This window comes from Robiginitalea marina (assembly GCF_024006985.1).
Lineage (GTDB): Bacteria > Bacteroidota > Bacteroidia > Flavobacteriales > Flavobacteriaceae > Robiginitalea > Robiginitalea marina.
In genome coordinates this window covers 150346-164837 of the sequence record NZ_JAMXIB010000007.1, presented here as the reverse complement: position 1 = coordinate 164837, position 14492 = coordinate 150346, and the positions used below count along the sequence as shown (strand labels likewise).

Sequence of the window (14492 nt, the reverse complement as noted above, 5' to 3'; positions counted from 1 at the left end):
TTTGTACATTTAACTCTCACCTAGATTTAGAAGGATACCAAAATGCAAACCCTTACCCCATTCCATGTGGCCATCCCGGTACATAACCTGGAGCAGTGCCGCACCTTTTACCGGGAGGTCCTCGGTTGTGAAGAAGGCCGCAGCAGCGACCAGTGGGTCGATTTCAACCTCTTCGGGCACCAGGTGGTCATCCACTACAAGCCCAAATCGGAGGAGGCCCTCCATACCAACCCTGTGGACGGGAAGCATGTGCCCGTACCCCATTACGGGGTTGTACTCCCCTGGGATACCTTCCAGACTTTTTCGAAAACCCTGGAAAAAAAAGGGGTTTCATTCGTAATTGAACCCTACATCCGCTTCAAGGGGGAGGTCGGGGAGCAGGCGACCATGTTCTTCCTGGATCCTGCCGGCAATGCCCTGGAGTTCAAGGCATTCAAGAACATAGACCAGCTTTTTGCCAAATAGGTCAGTCCGTTTTCTTAATAAACCGGTAGTACACCCAGAGCCCCAGGCCGTAAACCAGGGCGAAGATGAGGGCTTCCACCCCCTCTGCCCTGAACGCTTCCGCAGAAAAACTGCGCTCCAGGACCAGGGAGATCACAAGGTAAATGAGCCCTCCGGCAAGGGCCTGTGCCAGTATGCGTTGCGGTTTCATGGTTCTTTGGATTTCATGGTTTGGTACGAATTCTCATTGTGACCAGGACGTCGGGGTGCGGTCCCACCTGTGACGGCGTAGGGCCTCCATCAAGGGCCCGGGCAGCAATTCCCCATCGCTGGTGGCGGTATTGGCCAACACGTTCCGTTGCTTGCGCATCCCCGGGATCACCGTGCCCACCGACTTACTGGCCAAAATAAAGCGGAGCGCCATTTCGGCCATGCTCATCCCCTCAGGGACCAGGGGGCGCAGGCGGTCGGCCCGGTCTGCGCTGGCTTCCAGGTTCTCCGGTACAAAATACGTGGCCCTCCAGTCCCCTTCCGGGAAGGTCGTATTTCGGGTAATATTCCCCGTAAGGGTCCCCTCATCAAAAGGTACCCGGGCGATTACCCCGATGCCATGCATATCACAAAACGGGAAAAGCGCATCCTCCGGGGCCTGGTCAAAAATGTTATAAATCACCTGCACAGCGTCCAAAAGGCCGGTTTTCAGGGCTTCCAACCCATTCTCCGGCTCCCAGCGGTTCATACTGATGCCCATGGCGGCTACTTTCCCCTCTTTTTTGAGGTCTTCCACCACCCGCTGCCACTCCTGCAGGGGGGCCCAGCTGTCGTCCCAGGTATGGAACTGCATCAGGTCAATCTGCTCCAGTCCAAGGTTCCTGAGGGTCTTTTCCGTAAATTCCCGGATATGAGAACCCGGATAGGAATTTTCCATAGTGTATTCCGCCCTGGCAGGCCACCGGAAATTCTTAGGCGGGATCTTGCTGGCGGTATAAAGTTTCGTATCGGGATGCCTTCGAACCAGCCTGCCCAGGAGGGTTTCGCTGTGCCCCTCCCCATATCCCCAGGCGGTATCGAAAAAATTAACCCCCTGTTCCACGGCCAGGTCGAGCGAGCGTTCCGACTGGCTGTCATCTGAGCCTTCCCAACCCGCCATACCCCACATGCCATAGCCGATTTCACTGACTTCCCACCCGGTCTTTCCAAATTTTCGGTATCTCATTCCTGGTATTTTTATATCAATTTATTATTCCCCCCGAAGGGATTTTTCAAAGCACAGGCTATTGGCCACCCCGGCATAGGGTCCGTAATTTTCAATTCGCCTGAAGCCGTGCCTTGTGTACAGCCCGATCGCTTCGGGTTGGCGCCTGCCCGTTTCCAACACACAACGCGTAAAACCCGATTCCGCCGCCCAGTTTTCCAGTTCCCGGAGTACCCTGCCCGCCATGCCCAGGCCCCTGGCCTCAGTTCGGGTGTACATGCGCTTTACCTCCAGGGTCACCGGGTCGAATCCCTTGAGGGCCCCGCAGCAAACCGGCTTGCCTGCCAGGTAGCCCACCACACAACGGTCCAGGGCGGCGATTCCGTTAAACGCCTTGTAAAACGTGTGTTCTTCTCCGTCCCGCTCCCGAAGCTCTGCATCGAGGGCCTCCACGAGTTCCCTGAAATCGGGGTGGCCTGAATCCGTCCGGATAAAATTCATGTCGGGGGTTCCCATAGGTTATTATCCCAATAAAAGGCCCTTGCTGCGCACCCAAAAATAAGCAAATATCAGGTTGGGGACCCAGCAAAGCCAGGCCACGACCTGGTAGGCGACCACAAAATCGCCAAAGCCAATCGACAGCAAAGGAAGCCAAATCCTGAGGGTTACCGCGGCGAAACAGGCGGCAAAGCTGTATATCATAAAAGCTTCGTGCTGGTCGAGGTCCCTGGCCCTTGCTGCGGCATAAGCCCGCACGGTGAAGAAAATCCAGGCTGTCCCCAAAAGGAAAAACCCCAGGCCGGCAACCCATCCCCCGGTGGCAAAAAAGGCCAGGTAAATCCCGCAGGCCCCGCTTGTGAGGGCCGAGGCAACATAAATTTTTCCCATACGTCGGTGTACGGAAAGGCGGCGCCTGCGGAGTTCCCGGCTAAACTGGGTCCACCCGGTCAGCAGGGCCAGGCCCCCGAAGGAAACATGGCCGTAAAACGCTATATTCCAGGCAGGATTACTGAGCAGGGCTTCACTTTTGGTAGCCAGCAGCCCCTCTTCCACTGGCCCCACCCAGTATAACAACGGATACAGCCCGATGGCAATGGCCAGCATCCCGAAAGCGACCCATGCAAACTGGTTGGTAACAGATTTCACTTTTACAAATTAAAGGGTTCGGAAGGTCAACGGTAACGCCAGCTGCTCAGGTCTGCCCCGGCGGGTGCAGACCGTGCGATCCGCTCCATGATTTTGGGGACATACATGCTGTTGTAACGCAGCCTACTGATATGGTTCGGCAATTCAGGGTCCCCGTTCCAGCAATGCTCGGCACGGTCCCCGTACAGTACTTCCCCTTCATAATAGGGGTCTGTGGTCTTTTCCAGGAAGTCCTCCATGAGATAGACGGCATTGTTCAGGTAATAGTTGTCCATGTCGCCGCAATAGATATGGATTTTCCCCCGGAGTTTAGGTCCCAGTTTGTCCCAGTCACGCTCAAGGATATACCTGAGGTCGAAGTTCTCCTTCCAGTATTCTGCCACCTTATGGTCGATGTCGCCGGTGCGTTTGTCCCAGAGGCGCTGCGGATACCCGTCCGGTCCCTGGGGGGAATAGGTTGCCTCCCAGATATCCCATTGCTGGCCCGAGCGGCTCTTCTCGCCCAGGACCAGTTCGAGCTGGTTGTATTCCCGCACCGTAGTCTGTATTTGGCCCAGGTAATCGCGATGGGCGGGGACTTCCAGGGGCTTATGCCGGCTGGGGTAGGTATAGGCATTCTCGTCTTCATAAATGTTGACCAGCCCGTATGCCCTGAAATCGATGGGGTCGGGGCAGGCCGCAAAGCAGCCGTTGAACTCTTCAGGATAGTTGACCTGCACGGCCAGAGCTTCCCAGCCCCCGGTAGAGCCCCCGTAGAGGAAGCGGGCCCACCCTTCCCCAAGGCCCCGGAACTGCGCTTCGATATATGGGATCAATTCATACATGATCGCATCCCCGTAAGGGCCCTGGCTGGCGGAATTCACGGCATAGGAATCATCGTAATACGGGGTGGGGTGCTGGATTTCAATAATCAGGAACCGGGGGAACTCCGGGGAAATCCAGCGTTGGTAAAAGTCATAGGCCTCTTGTTGCTGCAGGATATTGTATCCGGCCACCCCGAATCGCTCTGAATAGTCCGGCTCCAGGCCAGGATCGGGAGGGGTGGTGCGGAATCCGCCGAAATCGGAAGGGAAATGCCCGTGGAACACCATCAGGGGATAGCGGGCTTCGGGATGCGCCTCGAAATCTTTGGGCAAAAGGACGTGCGCGCCCAGGTACATGTCCCTACCCCAGAATTTTGACAGCCGTTCCGAGCGAATCTTCACGTGTTTTATCCAGGGGGTGTCTTCCGGCGGCTCGATGGGCGGTATCTTCTGGTCCATGACCAGGTCGAGCCCCTTCAAGCCGGTTTCCGTTACCGTCACCTTCACGGGCTGGCTGTAGAGGTTGCCCGGCGAGCGGTTCCATTGCTGCCCCTCCCCGTCATCCATGGGCAGCTTTACAGTATGCCCGGTAGACAGGTTGAACGTTTCATATACGTGCAATAGGGCCTGTACCTGGTATTCCCCGGGGGGCACCCCTGCAAGGCGCTCATAAGGGAACCCCGGGGCCATCTGGTCGAAGCGGATTTCGCGGCCGGGAGCCATGGCCTCCACATCCATCCCGAAGACAAGCTGGGTATTCAGGCCGGTATCGACCTGGAACCGCGGTTCCGCCGAGGGATCATCGGAAAGCAGGAGCAGCAACCTCCCATCGAGGGGCGATTCCCCTGCCGATTCCGGAAAGGATACCGTAATGGCAAATTCGGGCCCTTCCCCGGGTCCCGGGGCACATCCGAGGAAAAGGGCGCCCATACAGGTGGCCCAAAAGGCTTTTCCCATTGTTTTTTTTAAAAAGATAGCGCTTTTTGGGTTGCCCCCCAACAGGCGCCAAAAAAAAAGGATACCCCAACGGACCCGCCACGGGTTGCGGTTCATCGATAAAATATACCAAAACAACGGGGGTTTCGTTAGGTGTATACACGGACCACCCAAAACATACCACTATGAAACGATGGCATTATGCAGCAATCCTGATCGGCCTGATTCTCTGGTGCAGTAGTTGCCGGAATGATGAAGGGGATCCGGAGTTCGACACCCTGAACCCCACGGAAAACCAACAGTAGCTTCAGCTTTTGCGGTGGCGTTCCCGCGCCAGCAGGGTATTCTTAAGCAGCATGGCAATGGTCATGGGGCCCACCCCCCCGGGTACGGGGGTAATGTAGGAGGCTTTTTTGCTGACCTCCCCGAAATCGACGTCTCCGCAGATCACATATCCCTTTTCTGCATCCGGGTCCGAAACCCGGGTAATCCCCACATCGATGATGACCGCCCCCTCTTTGACCATATCGGCCTTGAGGAATTTGGGGACCCCTAGTGCCGATACCACGATGTCGGCCTGCCGGGTCAGGCCGGCGAGGTCGCGGGTACGGCTGTGGGTGAGGGTTACCGTGGCATTGGCGGTTTTCCCTTTCTGGCTCAGCAAAATGCTGATGGGCCTCCCCACAATGTTGCTCCGGCCAATAACCACTGCGTGCTTTCCTTCTGTCTCCACCCCGTACCTTTTTAGCAATTCCATGATCCCAAAAGGGGTGGCGGAAATAAAGGTTTCCATCTCCAGGGCCATTTTGCCGAAGTTGGCCGGGTGGAACCCGTCCACGTCCTTGTCCGGATGAACAGCCATGAGGACCTTTTCCTCATCGATGTGTTTCGGGAGGGGCAGCTGCACGATATAGCCGTCAATATCCGGGTCGGCATTGAGTTCCTGCACCAGTCGGAGCAACTCTTCTTCAGGGGTATCTTCCGGCAGGTGCTTCAGGGTAGATTCGAAACCGATCCTCTGGCATGCCCGCACCTTACTGCCTACATACGTGAGGCTGGCCCCGTCGTTGCCCACCAGCACTGCGGCAAGGTGGGGCACCTTTTCCCCCCGGTCCTTCATGCGGGCCACTTCGCCCGCGATTTCGTCCTTGATTTGGTTGGAGATTTTTTTACCGTCGAGGAGGATCATAACCCTGGAATTTGAGATCTATACTGTGCGGCCATCCGTCAGGGCCTCATTTGTTGCATCATTTGCATCATCTTCTTGCCGCCCCCGCCCTGCATCATTTTCATCATTTTGCTCATCTGCTCGAACTGTTTGAGCAACTGGTTCACTTCCTGCAGGCTGGTGCCGCTGCCGCCGGCAATGCGCTTTTTGCGCCGGGCATCCAGTTTGGCAGGGTTGGCCCGCTCATCGGGCGTCATGGAATAGATGATGGCTTCGATATGCTTAAAGGCGTCATCGTCAATATCCATCCCTTTCAGGGCCTTTCCGGCCCCGGGCATCATCCCTATCAGGTCCTTCATACTCCCCATCTTCTTTATCTGCTGGATCTGGCTTAAGAAGTCGTCAAATCCAAAGGCGTTTTTGGCAATCTTTTTCTGGATTTTACGCGCCTGCTCCTCATCAAACTGCTCCTGGGCGCGTTCCACAAGGGAAATGACATCCCCCATCCCCAGGATGCGGTCTGCCATCCGGGAAGGGTGGAAGACGTCTATGGCATCCATCTTTTCCCCGGTCCCGATAAACTTGATGGGCTTATTGACTACCGATTTAATCGAAATCGCGGCCCCGCCCCGGGTATCGCCGTCGAGTTTGGTAAGCACCACCCCGTCGAAATCCAGTACTTCGTTAAAGGCCCTGGCAGTATTGACAGCGTCCTGCCCGGTCATGGCATCCACCACAAAGAGCACCTCCTGGGGCTTAACCGCATCCCGGATGTTGGCTATCTCGGTCATCATGGCCTGGTCCACCGCCAGGCGGCCCGCCGTATCTATAATCACCACATTGTGGCCATTGGCCCTGGCATGTGCCACCCCCGCAAGGGCAAGGGAAACAGGGTTATTGTTCTCTTTATCGGAATAAACGGGAATGCCTATCTGGTCCCCGACCACATGCAACTGATCGATGGCCGCAGGGCGATATACATCACAGGCCACCAGCAGGGGGTTCTTGCTTTTTTTCCGCTTGAGGAAATTGGCCAGTTTTCCCGAGAAGGTGGTTTTACCGGAACCCTGTAAGCCGCTCATCAGAATTACCGCCGGGTTGCCCGAAAGGTTGATCCCTTCCGCATCGCCGCCCATGAGTTCGGTTAATTCATCCTTTACGATCTTCACCATCAGCTGCCCGGGTTGCAGGGTGGTGAGCACGTTTTGCCCAATCGCCTTTTCCTTTACCTTGTTGGTAAATTCCTTGGCGATCTTGAAATTGACGTCCGCATCGAGGAGGGCGCGCCGGATCTCCTTGGTGGTTTCCGCAACGTTGATTTCCGTAATCTGCCCATGCCCCCTCAGCACGTGCAGCGCCTTGTCCAGTTTTTCGCTTAAGTTGTCAAACATATGCTTCCTCAGTTTCAGGTAGTGCAAAGGTAAGCATCCGTGCCGGATTGGAGAAGGGTTTGGAAGGGTCAGTGGCCCTGGGCAACCGCAAAAAATTTCAGGTAAGTTATGATGCGGTTTTACGCCTTTTTAAATTCCGGGCCCATAGGCCTGCCAGGTCCGGGTAAGCCCATAATGCCATTCCCGCAGGAAACTGCCCCATCTGTTTATTTAGTCGTATTTTGCCCGATAGAACACTAAAATGCACCCTATGTTTCCAAGGTTTCTTTTATTCCTCTTTTTTGGGTTGATGACCTTCCCGTCCTTCGGACAATCCAAAATCTATGAACTCCGGGTTTATGAACTCGATTTTTTTAAACCGGCAGAAGTATTGCACACCTATCTGGAGAAAGCCCTGATCCCGGGCCTTAACCGGCATGGAGTCGCCCATGTGGGAGTTTTTGAAGAGGCCGGAGAGGCCCTTCCCAAAAAGCTCTACCTCCTTATGGCTTATGACAGCCTGGAGGCTTATGGAACCGTAACGGATGCCCTCAGGGAAGATAGCGAATACCTGGCGGCCGCAAGACCCTATATGGAAGCGTCAGAGGCAAAGATTCCCTATACCCGGTACGAAAGCAGTTTTATCCGTTCCGTTTCGGGGTTTCCGGACCTGGTAAAACCCGCTGCGGACTCCGGGTTGTTTGAACTGCGGATCTATGAAAGCCATAATGAGGATGCCCTGAGGAGGAAGGTAAAAATGTTCAATGACAGCGAGTTTAAAATTTTCGAGGAAGTGGGCCTGCCCCTGGTGTTTTTCGGGGAGAACATTTCCGGGCACCAGATGCCTTGCCTGACCTACCTGCTGGCCTTTAAGGACGAAGCAGGACACAAAGAAGCCTGGTCCAGGTTCGGGCCACATCCCGAGTGGCAGCGGATCACCCAACTCCAGGAATACGCCAATGCGATGAACGATATTACCCGGGTGTTCCTGAGGCCTTTGGGGTATTCACAATTATAATCCGGCGTGAAACCCAAATTCAGGACTGATTCCTTTTTGCAGCGATCCCGGGTATCTTGTTCGACGGGGTGGGGGCTGTCCCCCTGTTAGAAGGAATAAAACCTCCCCGCAATATCCTCCCTTTAAATCAGATTAAATCAAAAAAGGCGGCTTCCACCCGGGAAGCCACCCTTTTCTTTCGGGGGCAAAAAAAAGTTTCCTTAATTCTTCTCGAAGGTCAGGTAATCCGTCCCTCCATTCCCGCCGCTGACATCGATCAATTTGATCCTGTTTGCGCTGTACTCGATAATGTCCCAATCGTCGGTGAGTTCCGCAAATTCTGCAGGGGCAGAAAAAAACAGGTTAAAATCCACATCGTCCGAATCATCAGGGCTGTCGTCAAAAGGGTCGTCATCAGAATCAGTAACGGACCAGGTACCGGTAATTTCCGTAGTACCGTTGCTTGCCAACACGACGCCATCGGCTCCAAAGGTAAAGACATAGCCGTTAAAATCGCTGGTCTCTTCCTTATCGGTATCGAAGAAGTACGTAATGCGCCACTGTCCTTCCTGGGCCATGGATTGCAGCTCCGTGGCATTGATATCAGACGGGTTGTTCGGGGTATCTTCGTCTGAATCACAGGATGCGACACTCATTGCGAACAGGGCCAGGACAAAAGGTTTCAAAAGGGTTTTCATAGTATAAGCAGGTGTTATAAAGTTAAATAGTGTTTCGCAGGTTTTATTTACGTTCAAATACAAGGATGTCCTGGGTCCCGTCTCCGCTTATGTCCTTCATTTCCAGGCGGGTTTCGGTAATGGAAACCACATCCCAGTCATCGGTCAGCTCCGAAAACACATCCCCTTCATCGCCGAGGTTCAGGTACACCTCCAGGTGCCCGTCACTATCGCGGATTACCCTCCAGGTACCGTTTTTGACGGGGTCCATATTGGTGCTTACAGTGAGTGCATTTTCCATCCCAAAGGTAAAGTCATACCCATTGTAACCGGCAGTTTCATCGTTGCCGTCATCGGAATACTGGGCTACCACCCAGTCGCCGGCCATCAGGGTATTCATGATCTCCACGACATCCCCATCGGTTTCATTTGAGGTACATACGCGCTCCAGGACGAGTTCATACCCAATCTCCTCCACCTCAAAGCGCAGGCGGTTTTGTGCCAGATCGCGCAGGGGCCATTCGAAACTCACCCCGGGCTCGTCACCCATGGTAATGGCCAGTACCAGCCCTCCCTCTGAGCCCACGGCAACCTCCCAGCTGCCCTGTATGGTGCTGCTGGCATCGCTTAGGGTAACCACTCCTTCAGCCATGAAATCGAATTCAAAGCCGAGCAGTCGTTGGATCTCCTCGCCCTGGTTTTTCACCTTCTTGATGATCCAGTTGCATTCCCCCAGGATTTCCCGAAGGGTATCAGGGTCAGCCGTTCCACCATCGCAGTTGAGCTTCATGGTGATCCGGTTGCCGTCCCCGCTGAAGAGCTTGATCTTGCCCTGTTCAATCTCGTAGACTTTCCATTCCAGGCTGAAATCAACCAGGGTGTCAAACTGCAGGTCCAGTTCCACGTAGCCGTCATCGGAATCCAGGTCCCAATCGCCGATCAGGATGTTGCCCTGCCGGTCGCGCACCCGCACTTTTCCGTCTTCGGTAAAGGTCATCAGGTAGGCCTCATACTGGGCTGTCTGGTCTATCGCATTCCGCTCCACGGAAAGCACCACCCACGGGCACTCGGTCAGCAGGTTTTCCAAACGGTCCTCGTCAAAATCATCGTCGTTATAGTCATCATCGTCATCCTCGTCGCAGGCATCTTCAGCTGCTTCCAGGGCGGCGGCCAGTTCGGCATTGCTGCTTACGCGGATTTCCGTTCCGTCGAAGCGTTTCAGGGTAATCGGGTATTCGATGCTCACAAAATCATCATCGTCCAGTTCCTTAAAGAATAGCCGCAGTTCCCGGTCGCTGTTTACCGTTACCCGGCCGGTTTGCTGCTGGTTCACGTCGAAACTGAACAGGGTGATCGGATACACGAAATCGATGCACTCAATGTCGTCATCATCTCCTCCTTCCACACATTGCCGGGCCAGTTCCGCCAATTCCTCGTTGCTGTTAATGGTGACTTCGGAATAGTCAGAAAAGGTGATGGTAATCGGGAAACGGATCTGAAGGTCATCGTCATCGTCGTCAAACTCATCGAAGATTTCTTCTATAAGGCGCAGGTCCTCTTTGGAATCGATGATGATTTCCAGCCCGTTTACCTCAACGGTATAGGGAAAATTAAGGGCAATACAACTGGCACCATCCACAATGTTGTCAAAGGAGCCGTCTTTGGAAGCCGTCTTCTCAATCTTTATGGCTGTGGCTGAAGTAGCCTGAATGGATTCGCCCTGCGCATCGGAGGTATTGATGTCTTCAAATTCCTCCTGGCAAGAGCCTAAAAACAACGCCCCCGCAAGGAGCAGGGAACTGAAACTAAGGTTGATAAACTTTTTCATAACAATTTGGTTTTTATCACGGTATACCCCTAAAACAACCTGATTCGTTTTTACCCTACCCGATTTCTAAAAAATTTTAAAATATCTTTGGTTCCTTAACCGGCCCCACATCATCCCTTTGCGCATGGACAACGTCTGCGACGACCAAATTTACAGCCAGCTGTTCCGCACCCATTCCAAAACGGTATTCAACTACATCTATTATAAGTTTGGGAATGAAGAAAAGGCGCGGGACGCCGTTCAGGAGGCCTTCGTAAAGCTTTGGGAGAATTGTGCCCGGGTTACCCCGGAAAAGGCCAAATCCTTTGTCTATACGGTAGCCAACAACCTGTACCTGAATGTTATAAAGGCTGAAAAAGTGCGATTGAAGCATCGGCCCGAAACCGGGAATACCACCCGCCAGGACCCCGAATTCCTCCTGGAGGAACGGGAGTTTAAAGACAAGCTGGAGCATGCCCTGGCCGGGTTACCCGAAAACCAGCGCACTACCTTCCTGCTAAACCGGATCGATGGGAAAAAATACAGCGAGATTGCTGAAATGGAAGGGGTGAGCGTGAAGGCCATCGAAAAGCGGATGCACCTGGCCCTGAAGTCCCTCCGGGAACAGATCGATGGCATCTGATCTTTCCCGGCCCCGGATATACTTTTCCCGTCCCTGCTTTTGGCATCCTGCGGGCCAGGGCGTCCCAATAACGAACCCGGCAATCCGCTGATCGATTTTTTTTTTCGAACCCTGCGGCCCTGTATACCTTTAACCCTGACTATTCTTATAACAGCATGGCCCCCAAACGTAAAAAACTCCTGCGCCTCGCTGCGGTCATTGCCCTGGCAGGCAGCCTGGCCTTCGCCTTCAAATACTTCAGGGATACCTCCTTTGACGGTAATGCCGACATTCGCTTCCTCCAAGGGGAGTATGAGGACCTGGATGCCCTCCTTTCCGCCCCCGAACTGAGGGGGAAAATCCTGTATGTGGACCTCTGGTTCAGTACCTGTCCTTTTTGCCTGAAGGAAATCCGCGAGCTACCCGCAGTAAAGGAATACCTCAATGGCAGGAAGGTGGATTTGCTGTACCTCTCCCACCGGACGCGGCACCCCAACGCGGAACAACTCTGGAAAAACGCCATCCGGGAACTGGACCTCACGGGGTGGCACTACATGATGGACCGCGATTTTGAAGCAAAGGTTTGGCAGGAATTGCGCGCAGCGGATTCCACTGTCCGGGGCGGGTTCCCGCATTTCCTGATCATCGACAACACTACGGGCTACCGAAACTATAATGCCCCTAAACCCTCACATTTCGAGGGCCTTAAGGAGGTGTTTGAAAGCCTTCCCCTGCCCGCGTCCGATGAATGACACCATTGCTGCCGATCCGGGCGTTAGGTCGTCAAAATCTGCCATTGATCAGGTTTTTCCCTGTCGCCCGCCTGCCTTTGGGTAATTTAACCCCGCATTTGGGAGCAATCCCTGAAAATTACGGAAGGTGCTAACCCTCCTTCCCCTTAGTGAGTTAAACCGATAAACGAGGGAAAACCAACCAACCCATGCAACCGCCAGCGGATACAAATTTACATGCCCTGGACAACGCCCAGCTCCTGGAACTGGTCAGGAAGTACCAAATCCTGGGCTATTCAGAACAGGTAAGGGACAGGGCACGGGACATCCTTGAAAAAAGGGGTCTGGACCAGCAAATCCTCAGGCGCCTGGGGTACCTCCGCCAGGGATCCTTCGAAACAGCCCTGAAACACTACCTTCGCTTCAGGAAACACTCCAAATATGCCTTTGGGGCCTATGGAGTGTTGGTACTGCTTATCCTCACTTCCTACACCCTGGAACCCAATTGGGTGATCTCTTCCCTGTTGCTGGGGATTTTTGCCGGATTGCTGGGCTTTATCTTCCTCTCCCTGTTAAGCCAGTCACATTTTTACAGGTGCCTTGACCGCTCCCATTCCGAGGGGAACCCGATGGTTTTCCTTTTCCTGGGGATGCCCCTGTATTTCCTGATGTATGCCCACTACAGGAATCAGATGGAGAAACACCTGCAGCAGTTGGCCTGACCCCGACGCCCCTGCCGGGGTCCGACCAGAACCCCCATGAAGCCTTTCCTGGCCAGCGCTTCGGGCCGGACTCCGGGGAAACACCCCTAACCTCCCCCCATTTTCTGGGGAAATTTAGTACCTTCCCCGGTAAAACATTCCGAATCCATGACCGACCTGGAAATCTCCCTGAGCGTACCCCCCAAACCCATTCGAGACATCGCCGCCAAACTCAATATTCCGGAAGACCTGCTGGAATATTACGGAACCAACAAGGCCAAGCTTCCCCTTTCGCTGATAGACCCCAAAAAGATTTCACAGGGCAAACTGGTTCTGGTGACGGCCATTACCCCTACTCCTGCCGGGGAAGGAAAAACCACCGTATCCATAGGCCTTGGTGACGGGCTCAACCATATAGGGAAAAAAGCGATGACCGTCATCCGGGAACCCAGCCTGGGGCCGGTATTCGGGATCAAAGGAGGGGCTGCCGGGGGCGGGAGGAGCCAGGTAATCCCCATGGTGGATATCAACCTGCATTTTACCGGCGATTTCAGCGCGGTGGAAAAAGCCAACAACCTGTTGGCCGCCCTGATTGACAATAACATCCAGGCCAAACAGGGGAACCTCGGTATTGACCCCCGTACGGTGCTATGGAAACGCTGTATGGACATGAACGACCGGGCCCTTCGCAACATCATCAGCGGCCTGGGGGGAAAGGCAGGCGGGGTTCCCAGGGAAGCCGGGTTCAATATCACCGCCGCTTCCGAGATCATGGCCATCCTGTGCCTGAGCCAGGATATTGAAGACCTTCAGCAACGCTGCGGGCAGATTTACATCGGGGATACCTTTGAAGGAAAACCCGTCTATGCGCGGGACCTGAAGGCAGAAGGTGCCATGGCGGTGCTGCTGAAAGACGCCATAAAACCTAACCTGGTGCAGACCCTGGAGGGGAATCCAGCCATCATCCACGGGGGTCCTTTTGCCAATATCGCCCAGGGTACCAATACCGTGCTGGGGACTAAAATGGGGCTCAGCCTTGCCGATTATGTGGTTACTGAGGCCGGCTTCGGGGCCGACCTGGGGGCAGAAAAGTTTTTAAACATCAAATGCCGGGCAGCAGGGCTGTCCCCCAGCGCCATCGTACTGGTCGCCACCATCAGGGCCCTGAAATACCACGGTGGAAAGCCGCTGAACGAACTCACCCTGGAAGATACGGCAGCCCTGAAAGCCGGCCTGCCCAACCTGGAGCGCCACCTTTCCAGCCTCAAAAGTTTTGGCCTGCCCGTGGTGGTGGCCATCAACAATTTCGACAGGGATACCGAGGCGGAAAAACGCCTGTTGATCGAGCATTGCGAAGCCCTCGGGGTCCCCGTGGCCATCAGCAATGGGTGGGCGGAAGGCGGAAAGGGCTGCGAGGCACTGGCCCGGAAGGTGGCAGAAGCTGCCGAGGGGTGTACTGCGACCTTTACCCCTACCTACGCCCTGGAAGATTCGCCGCGCCAAAAAATGGAAAAGATCTGCCGCACCATATACGGGGCAGAAAACGTCATCCTTTCCAACGTGGCCAGCCGCCAACTCAGGAGGTTTGAAGATCTGGGTTACGGGAACCTTCCCGTTTGCATGGCTAAAACGCAAAAAAGCCTCAGCGATGACGAAAAGAAACTGGGCAGGCCCGAAAATTTCGACATCCATATACGGGAGCTTGAAATCGCCACGGGGGCCGGGTTCATAATCCCTATCGCAGGGAACATCCTCAGGATGCCCGGCCTGCCGTCCAGCCCGGCCTCGGAGCGGATTTCGATCGACCGGGAGGGAACGATTTCCGGCCTTTTCTGACCCCTAATGAGAAATATTTGGGAACGGGGTAGGGTTTTTTACTGCCCGGTTGTTTATAA

15 protein-coding genes are annotated in these 14492 nt (G+C 54.5%); 6 read left to right on the top strand and 9 right to left on the bottom strand.

Features of this window, described 5'->3' with window-relative positions:
• Window positions 1–42: 42 nt before the first annotated feature.
• Window positions 43–465 carry a VOC family protein gene (locus NG653_RS10510; protein WP_252741660.1) on the top strand — a complete coding sequence of 141 codons (423 nt, stop codon included), beginning with the start codon at window positions 43–45 and terminating at the stop codon, window positions 463–465.
• Between the two features lies 1 nt (window position 466).
• Here the strand turns inward: NG653_RS10510 and NG653_RS10505 are convergent, their stop codons facing one another.
• The 7 genes from NG653_RS10505 to ffh all read right to left on the bottom strand — a co-directional run bounded on the left by NG653_RS10505 (window position 467) and on the right by ffh (window position 7083).
• Window positions 467–655 carry a hypothetical protein gene (locus NG653_RS10505; RefSeq protein ID WP_252741659.1) on the bottom strand — a complete coding sequence of 63 codons (189 nt, stop codon included), beginning with the start codon at window positions 653–655 and terminating at the stop codon, window positions 467–469.
• Window positions 656–688: 33 nt separating this feature from the next.
• Window positions 689–1660: an aldo/keto reductase gene (locus NG653_RS10500; protein ID WP_252741658.1), complete on the bottom strand. Its 972-nt coding sequence runs from the start codon at window positions 1658–1660 to the stop codon at window positions 689–691.
• A gap of 24 nt (window positions 1661–1684) precedes the next feature.
• The gene (locus NG653_RS10495) at window positions 1685–2155 is read right to left on the bottom strand and encodes a GNAT family N-acetyltransferase (RefSeq protein ID WP_252741657.1); all 471 of its coding nucleotides are present in this window, start codon (window positions 2153–2155) and stop codon (window positions 1685–1687) included.
• A gap of 6 nt (window positions 2156–2161) precedes the next feature.
• Window positions 2162–2785 (bottom strand): DUF2306 domain-containing protein, encoded by a 624-nt coding sequence (locus NG653_RS10490; protein ID WP_252741656.1) that lies wholly within the window; start codon window positions 2783–2785, stop codon window positions 2162–2164.
• Window positions 2786–2811: 26 nt separating this feature from the next.
• On the bottom strand, window positions 2812–4545 hold the full coding sequence (locus tag NG653_RS10485; protein WP_252741655.1) for an alpha/beta hydrolase-fold protein: 1734 nt from the start codon (window positions 4543–4545) through the stop codon (window positions 2812–2814).
• Window positions 4546–4831: 286 nt separating this feature from the next.
• Window positions 4832–5713: a bifunctional methylenetetrahydrofolate dehydrogenase/methenyltetrahydrofolate cyclohydrolase FolD gene (folD, locus tag NG653_RS10480; RefSeq protein ID WP_252741654.1), complete on the bottom strand. Its 882-nt coding sequence runs from the start codon at window positions 5711–5713 to the stop codon at window positions 4832–4834.
• A 38-nt stretch (window positions 5714–5751) separates the two neighbouring features.
• On the bottom strand, window positions 5752–7083 hold the full coding sequence (gene ffh / locus NG653_RS10475; RefSeq protein WP_252741653.1) for a signal recognition particle protein: 1332 nt from the start codon (window positions 7081–7083) through the stop codon (window positions 5752–5754).
• Window positions 7084–7333: 250 nt separating this feature from the next.
• On the opposite strand from ffh, the gene NG653_RS10470 reads away from it, so the two are divergent.
• Window positions 7334–8080 (top strand): NIPSNAP family protein, encoded by a 747-nt coding sequence (locus NG653_RS10470; protein ID WP_252741652.1) that lies wholly within the window; start codon window positions 7334–7336, stop codon window positions 8078–8080.
• A gap of 200 nt (window positions 8081–8280) precedes the next feature.
• Here the strand turns inward: NG653_RS10470 and NG653_RS10465 are convergent, their stop codons facing one another.
• Together NG653_RS10465 and NG653_RS10460 are read right to left on the bottom strand one after the other, a co-directional pair.
• Complete coding sequence (locus NG653_RS10465; protein ID WP_252741651.1) at window positions 8281–8757, bottom strand: hypothetical protein; 477 nt, start codon at window positions 8755–8757, stop codon at window positions 8281–8283.
• A gap of 43 nt (window positions 8758–8800) precedes the next feature.
• On the bottom strand, window positions 8801–10564 hold the full coding sequence (locus tag NG653_RS10460; RefSeq protein WP_252741650.1) for a hypothetical protein: 1764 nt from the start codon (window positions 10562–10564) through the stop codon (window positions 8801–8803).
• A gap of 124 nt (window positions 10565–10688) precedes the next feature.
• Between NG653_RS10460 and NG653_RS10455 the strand changes: the two genes are divergently transcribed.
• From NG653_RS10455 to NG653_RS10440, 4 genes are all read left to right on the top strand, one after another.
• Window positions 10689–11186: an RNA polymerase sigma factor gene (locus NG653_RS10455; RefSeq protein ID WP_252741649.1), complete on the top strand. Its 498-nt coding sequence runs from the start codon at window positions 10689–10691 to the stop codon at window positions 11184–11186.
• A gap of 155 nt (window positions 11187–11341) precedes the next feature.
• Window positions 11342–11917 carry a TlpA family protein disulfide reductase gene (locus tag NG653_RS10450; protein ID WP_252741648.1) on the top strand — a complete coding sequence of 192 codons (576 nt, stop codon included), beginning with the start codon at window positions 11342–11344 and terminating at the stop codon, window positions 11915–11917.
• A 188-nt stretch (window positions 11918–12105) separates the two neighbouring features.
• Complete coding sequence (locus tag NG653_RS10445; protein WP_252741647.1) at window positions 12106–12618, top strand: hypothetical protein; 513 nt, start codon at window positions 12106–12108, stop codon at window positions 12616–12618.
• A 147-nt stretch (window positions 12619–12765) separates the two neighbouring features.
• A complete protein-coding gene (locus NG653_RS10440; protein ID WP_252741646.1) occupies window positions 12766–14433 on the top strand; it encodes a formate--tetrahydrofolate ligase in 1668 nt (555 codons plus the stop codon).
• The last annotated feature ends 59 nt before the right edge of the window (window positions 14434–14492 follow it).

Excerpts from the sequence above, each read along its gene's own strand:
- NG653_RS10510 (WP_252741660.1), top strand. The coding sequence starts at position 43 with ATGCAAACCCTTACCCCATTCCATGTGGCCATCCCGGTACATAACCTG.
- NG653_RS10505 (WP_252741659.1), bottom strand. The coding sequence starts at position 655 with ATGAAACCGCAACGCATACTGGCACAGGCCCTTGCCGGAGGGCTCATT.
- NG653_RS10500 (WP_252741658.1), bottom strand. The coding sequence starts at position 1,660 with ATGAGATACCGAAAATTTGGAAAGACCGGGTGGGAAGTCAGTGAAATC.
- NG653_RS10495 (WP_252741657.1), bottom strand. The coding sequence starts at position 2,155 with ATGGGAACCCCCGACATGAATTTTATCCGGACGGATTCAGGCCACCCC.
- NG653_RS10485 (WP_252741655.1), bottom strand. The coding sequence starts at position 4,545 with ATGGGAAAAGCCTTTTGGGCCACCTGTATGGGCGCCCTTTTCCTCGGA.
- folD (WP_252741654.1), bottom strand. The coding sequence starts at position 5,713 with ATGATCCTCCTCGACGGTAAAAAAATCTCCAACCAAATCAAGGACGAA.
- ffh (WP_252741653.1), bottom strand. The coding sequence starts at position 7,083 with ATGTTTGACAACTTAAGCGAAAAACTGGACAAGGCGCTGCACGTGCTG.
- NG653_RS10470 (WP_252741652.1), top strand. The coding sequence starts at position 7,334 with ATGTTTCCAAGGTTTCTTTTATTCCTCTTTTTTGGGTTGATGACCTTC.
- NG653_RS10465 (WP_252741651.1), bottom strand. The coding sequence starts at position 8,757 with ATGAAAACCCTTTTGAAACCTTTTGTCCTGGCCCTGTTCGCAATGAGT.
- NG653_RS10460 (WP_252741650.1), bottom strand. The coding sequence starts at position 10,564 with ATGAAAAAGTTTATCAACCTTAGTTTCAGTTCCCTGCTCCTTGCGGGG.
- NG653_RS10455 (WP_252741649.1), top strand. The coding sequence starts at position 10,689 with ATGGACAACGTCTGCGACGACCAAATTTACAGCCAGCTGTTCCGCACC.
- NG653_RS10450 (WP_252741648.1), top strand. The coding sequence starts at position 11,342 with ATGGCCCCCAAACGTAAAAAACTCCTGCGCCTCGCTGCGGTCATTGCC.
- NG653_RS10445 (WP_252741647.1), top strand. The coding sequence starts at position 12,106 with ATGCAACCGCCAGCGGATACAAATTTACATGCCCTGGACAACGCCCAG.
- NG653_RS10440 (WP_252741646.1), top strand. The coding sequence starts at position 12,766 with ATGACCGACCTGGAAATCTCCCTGAGCGTACCCCCCAAACCCATTCGA.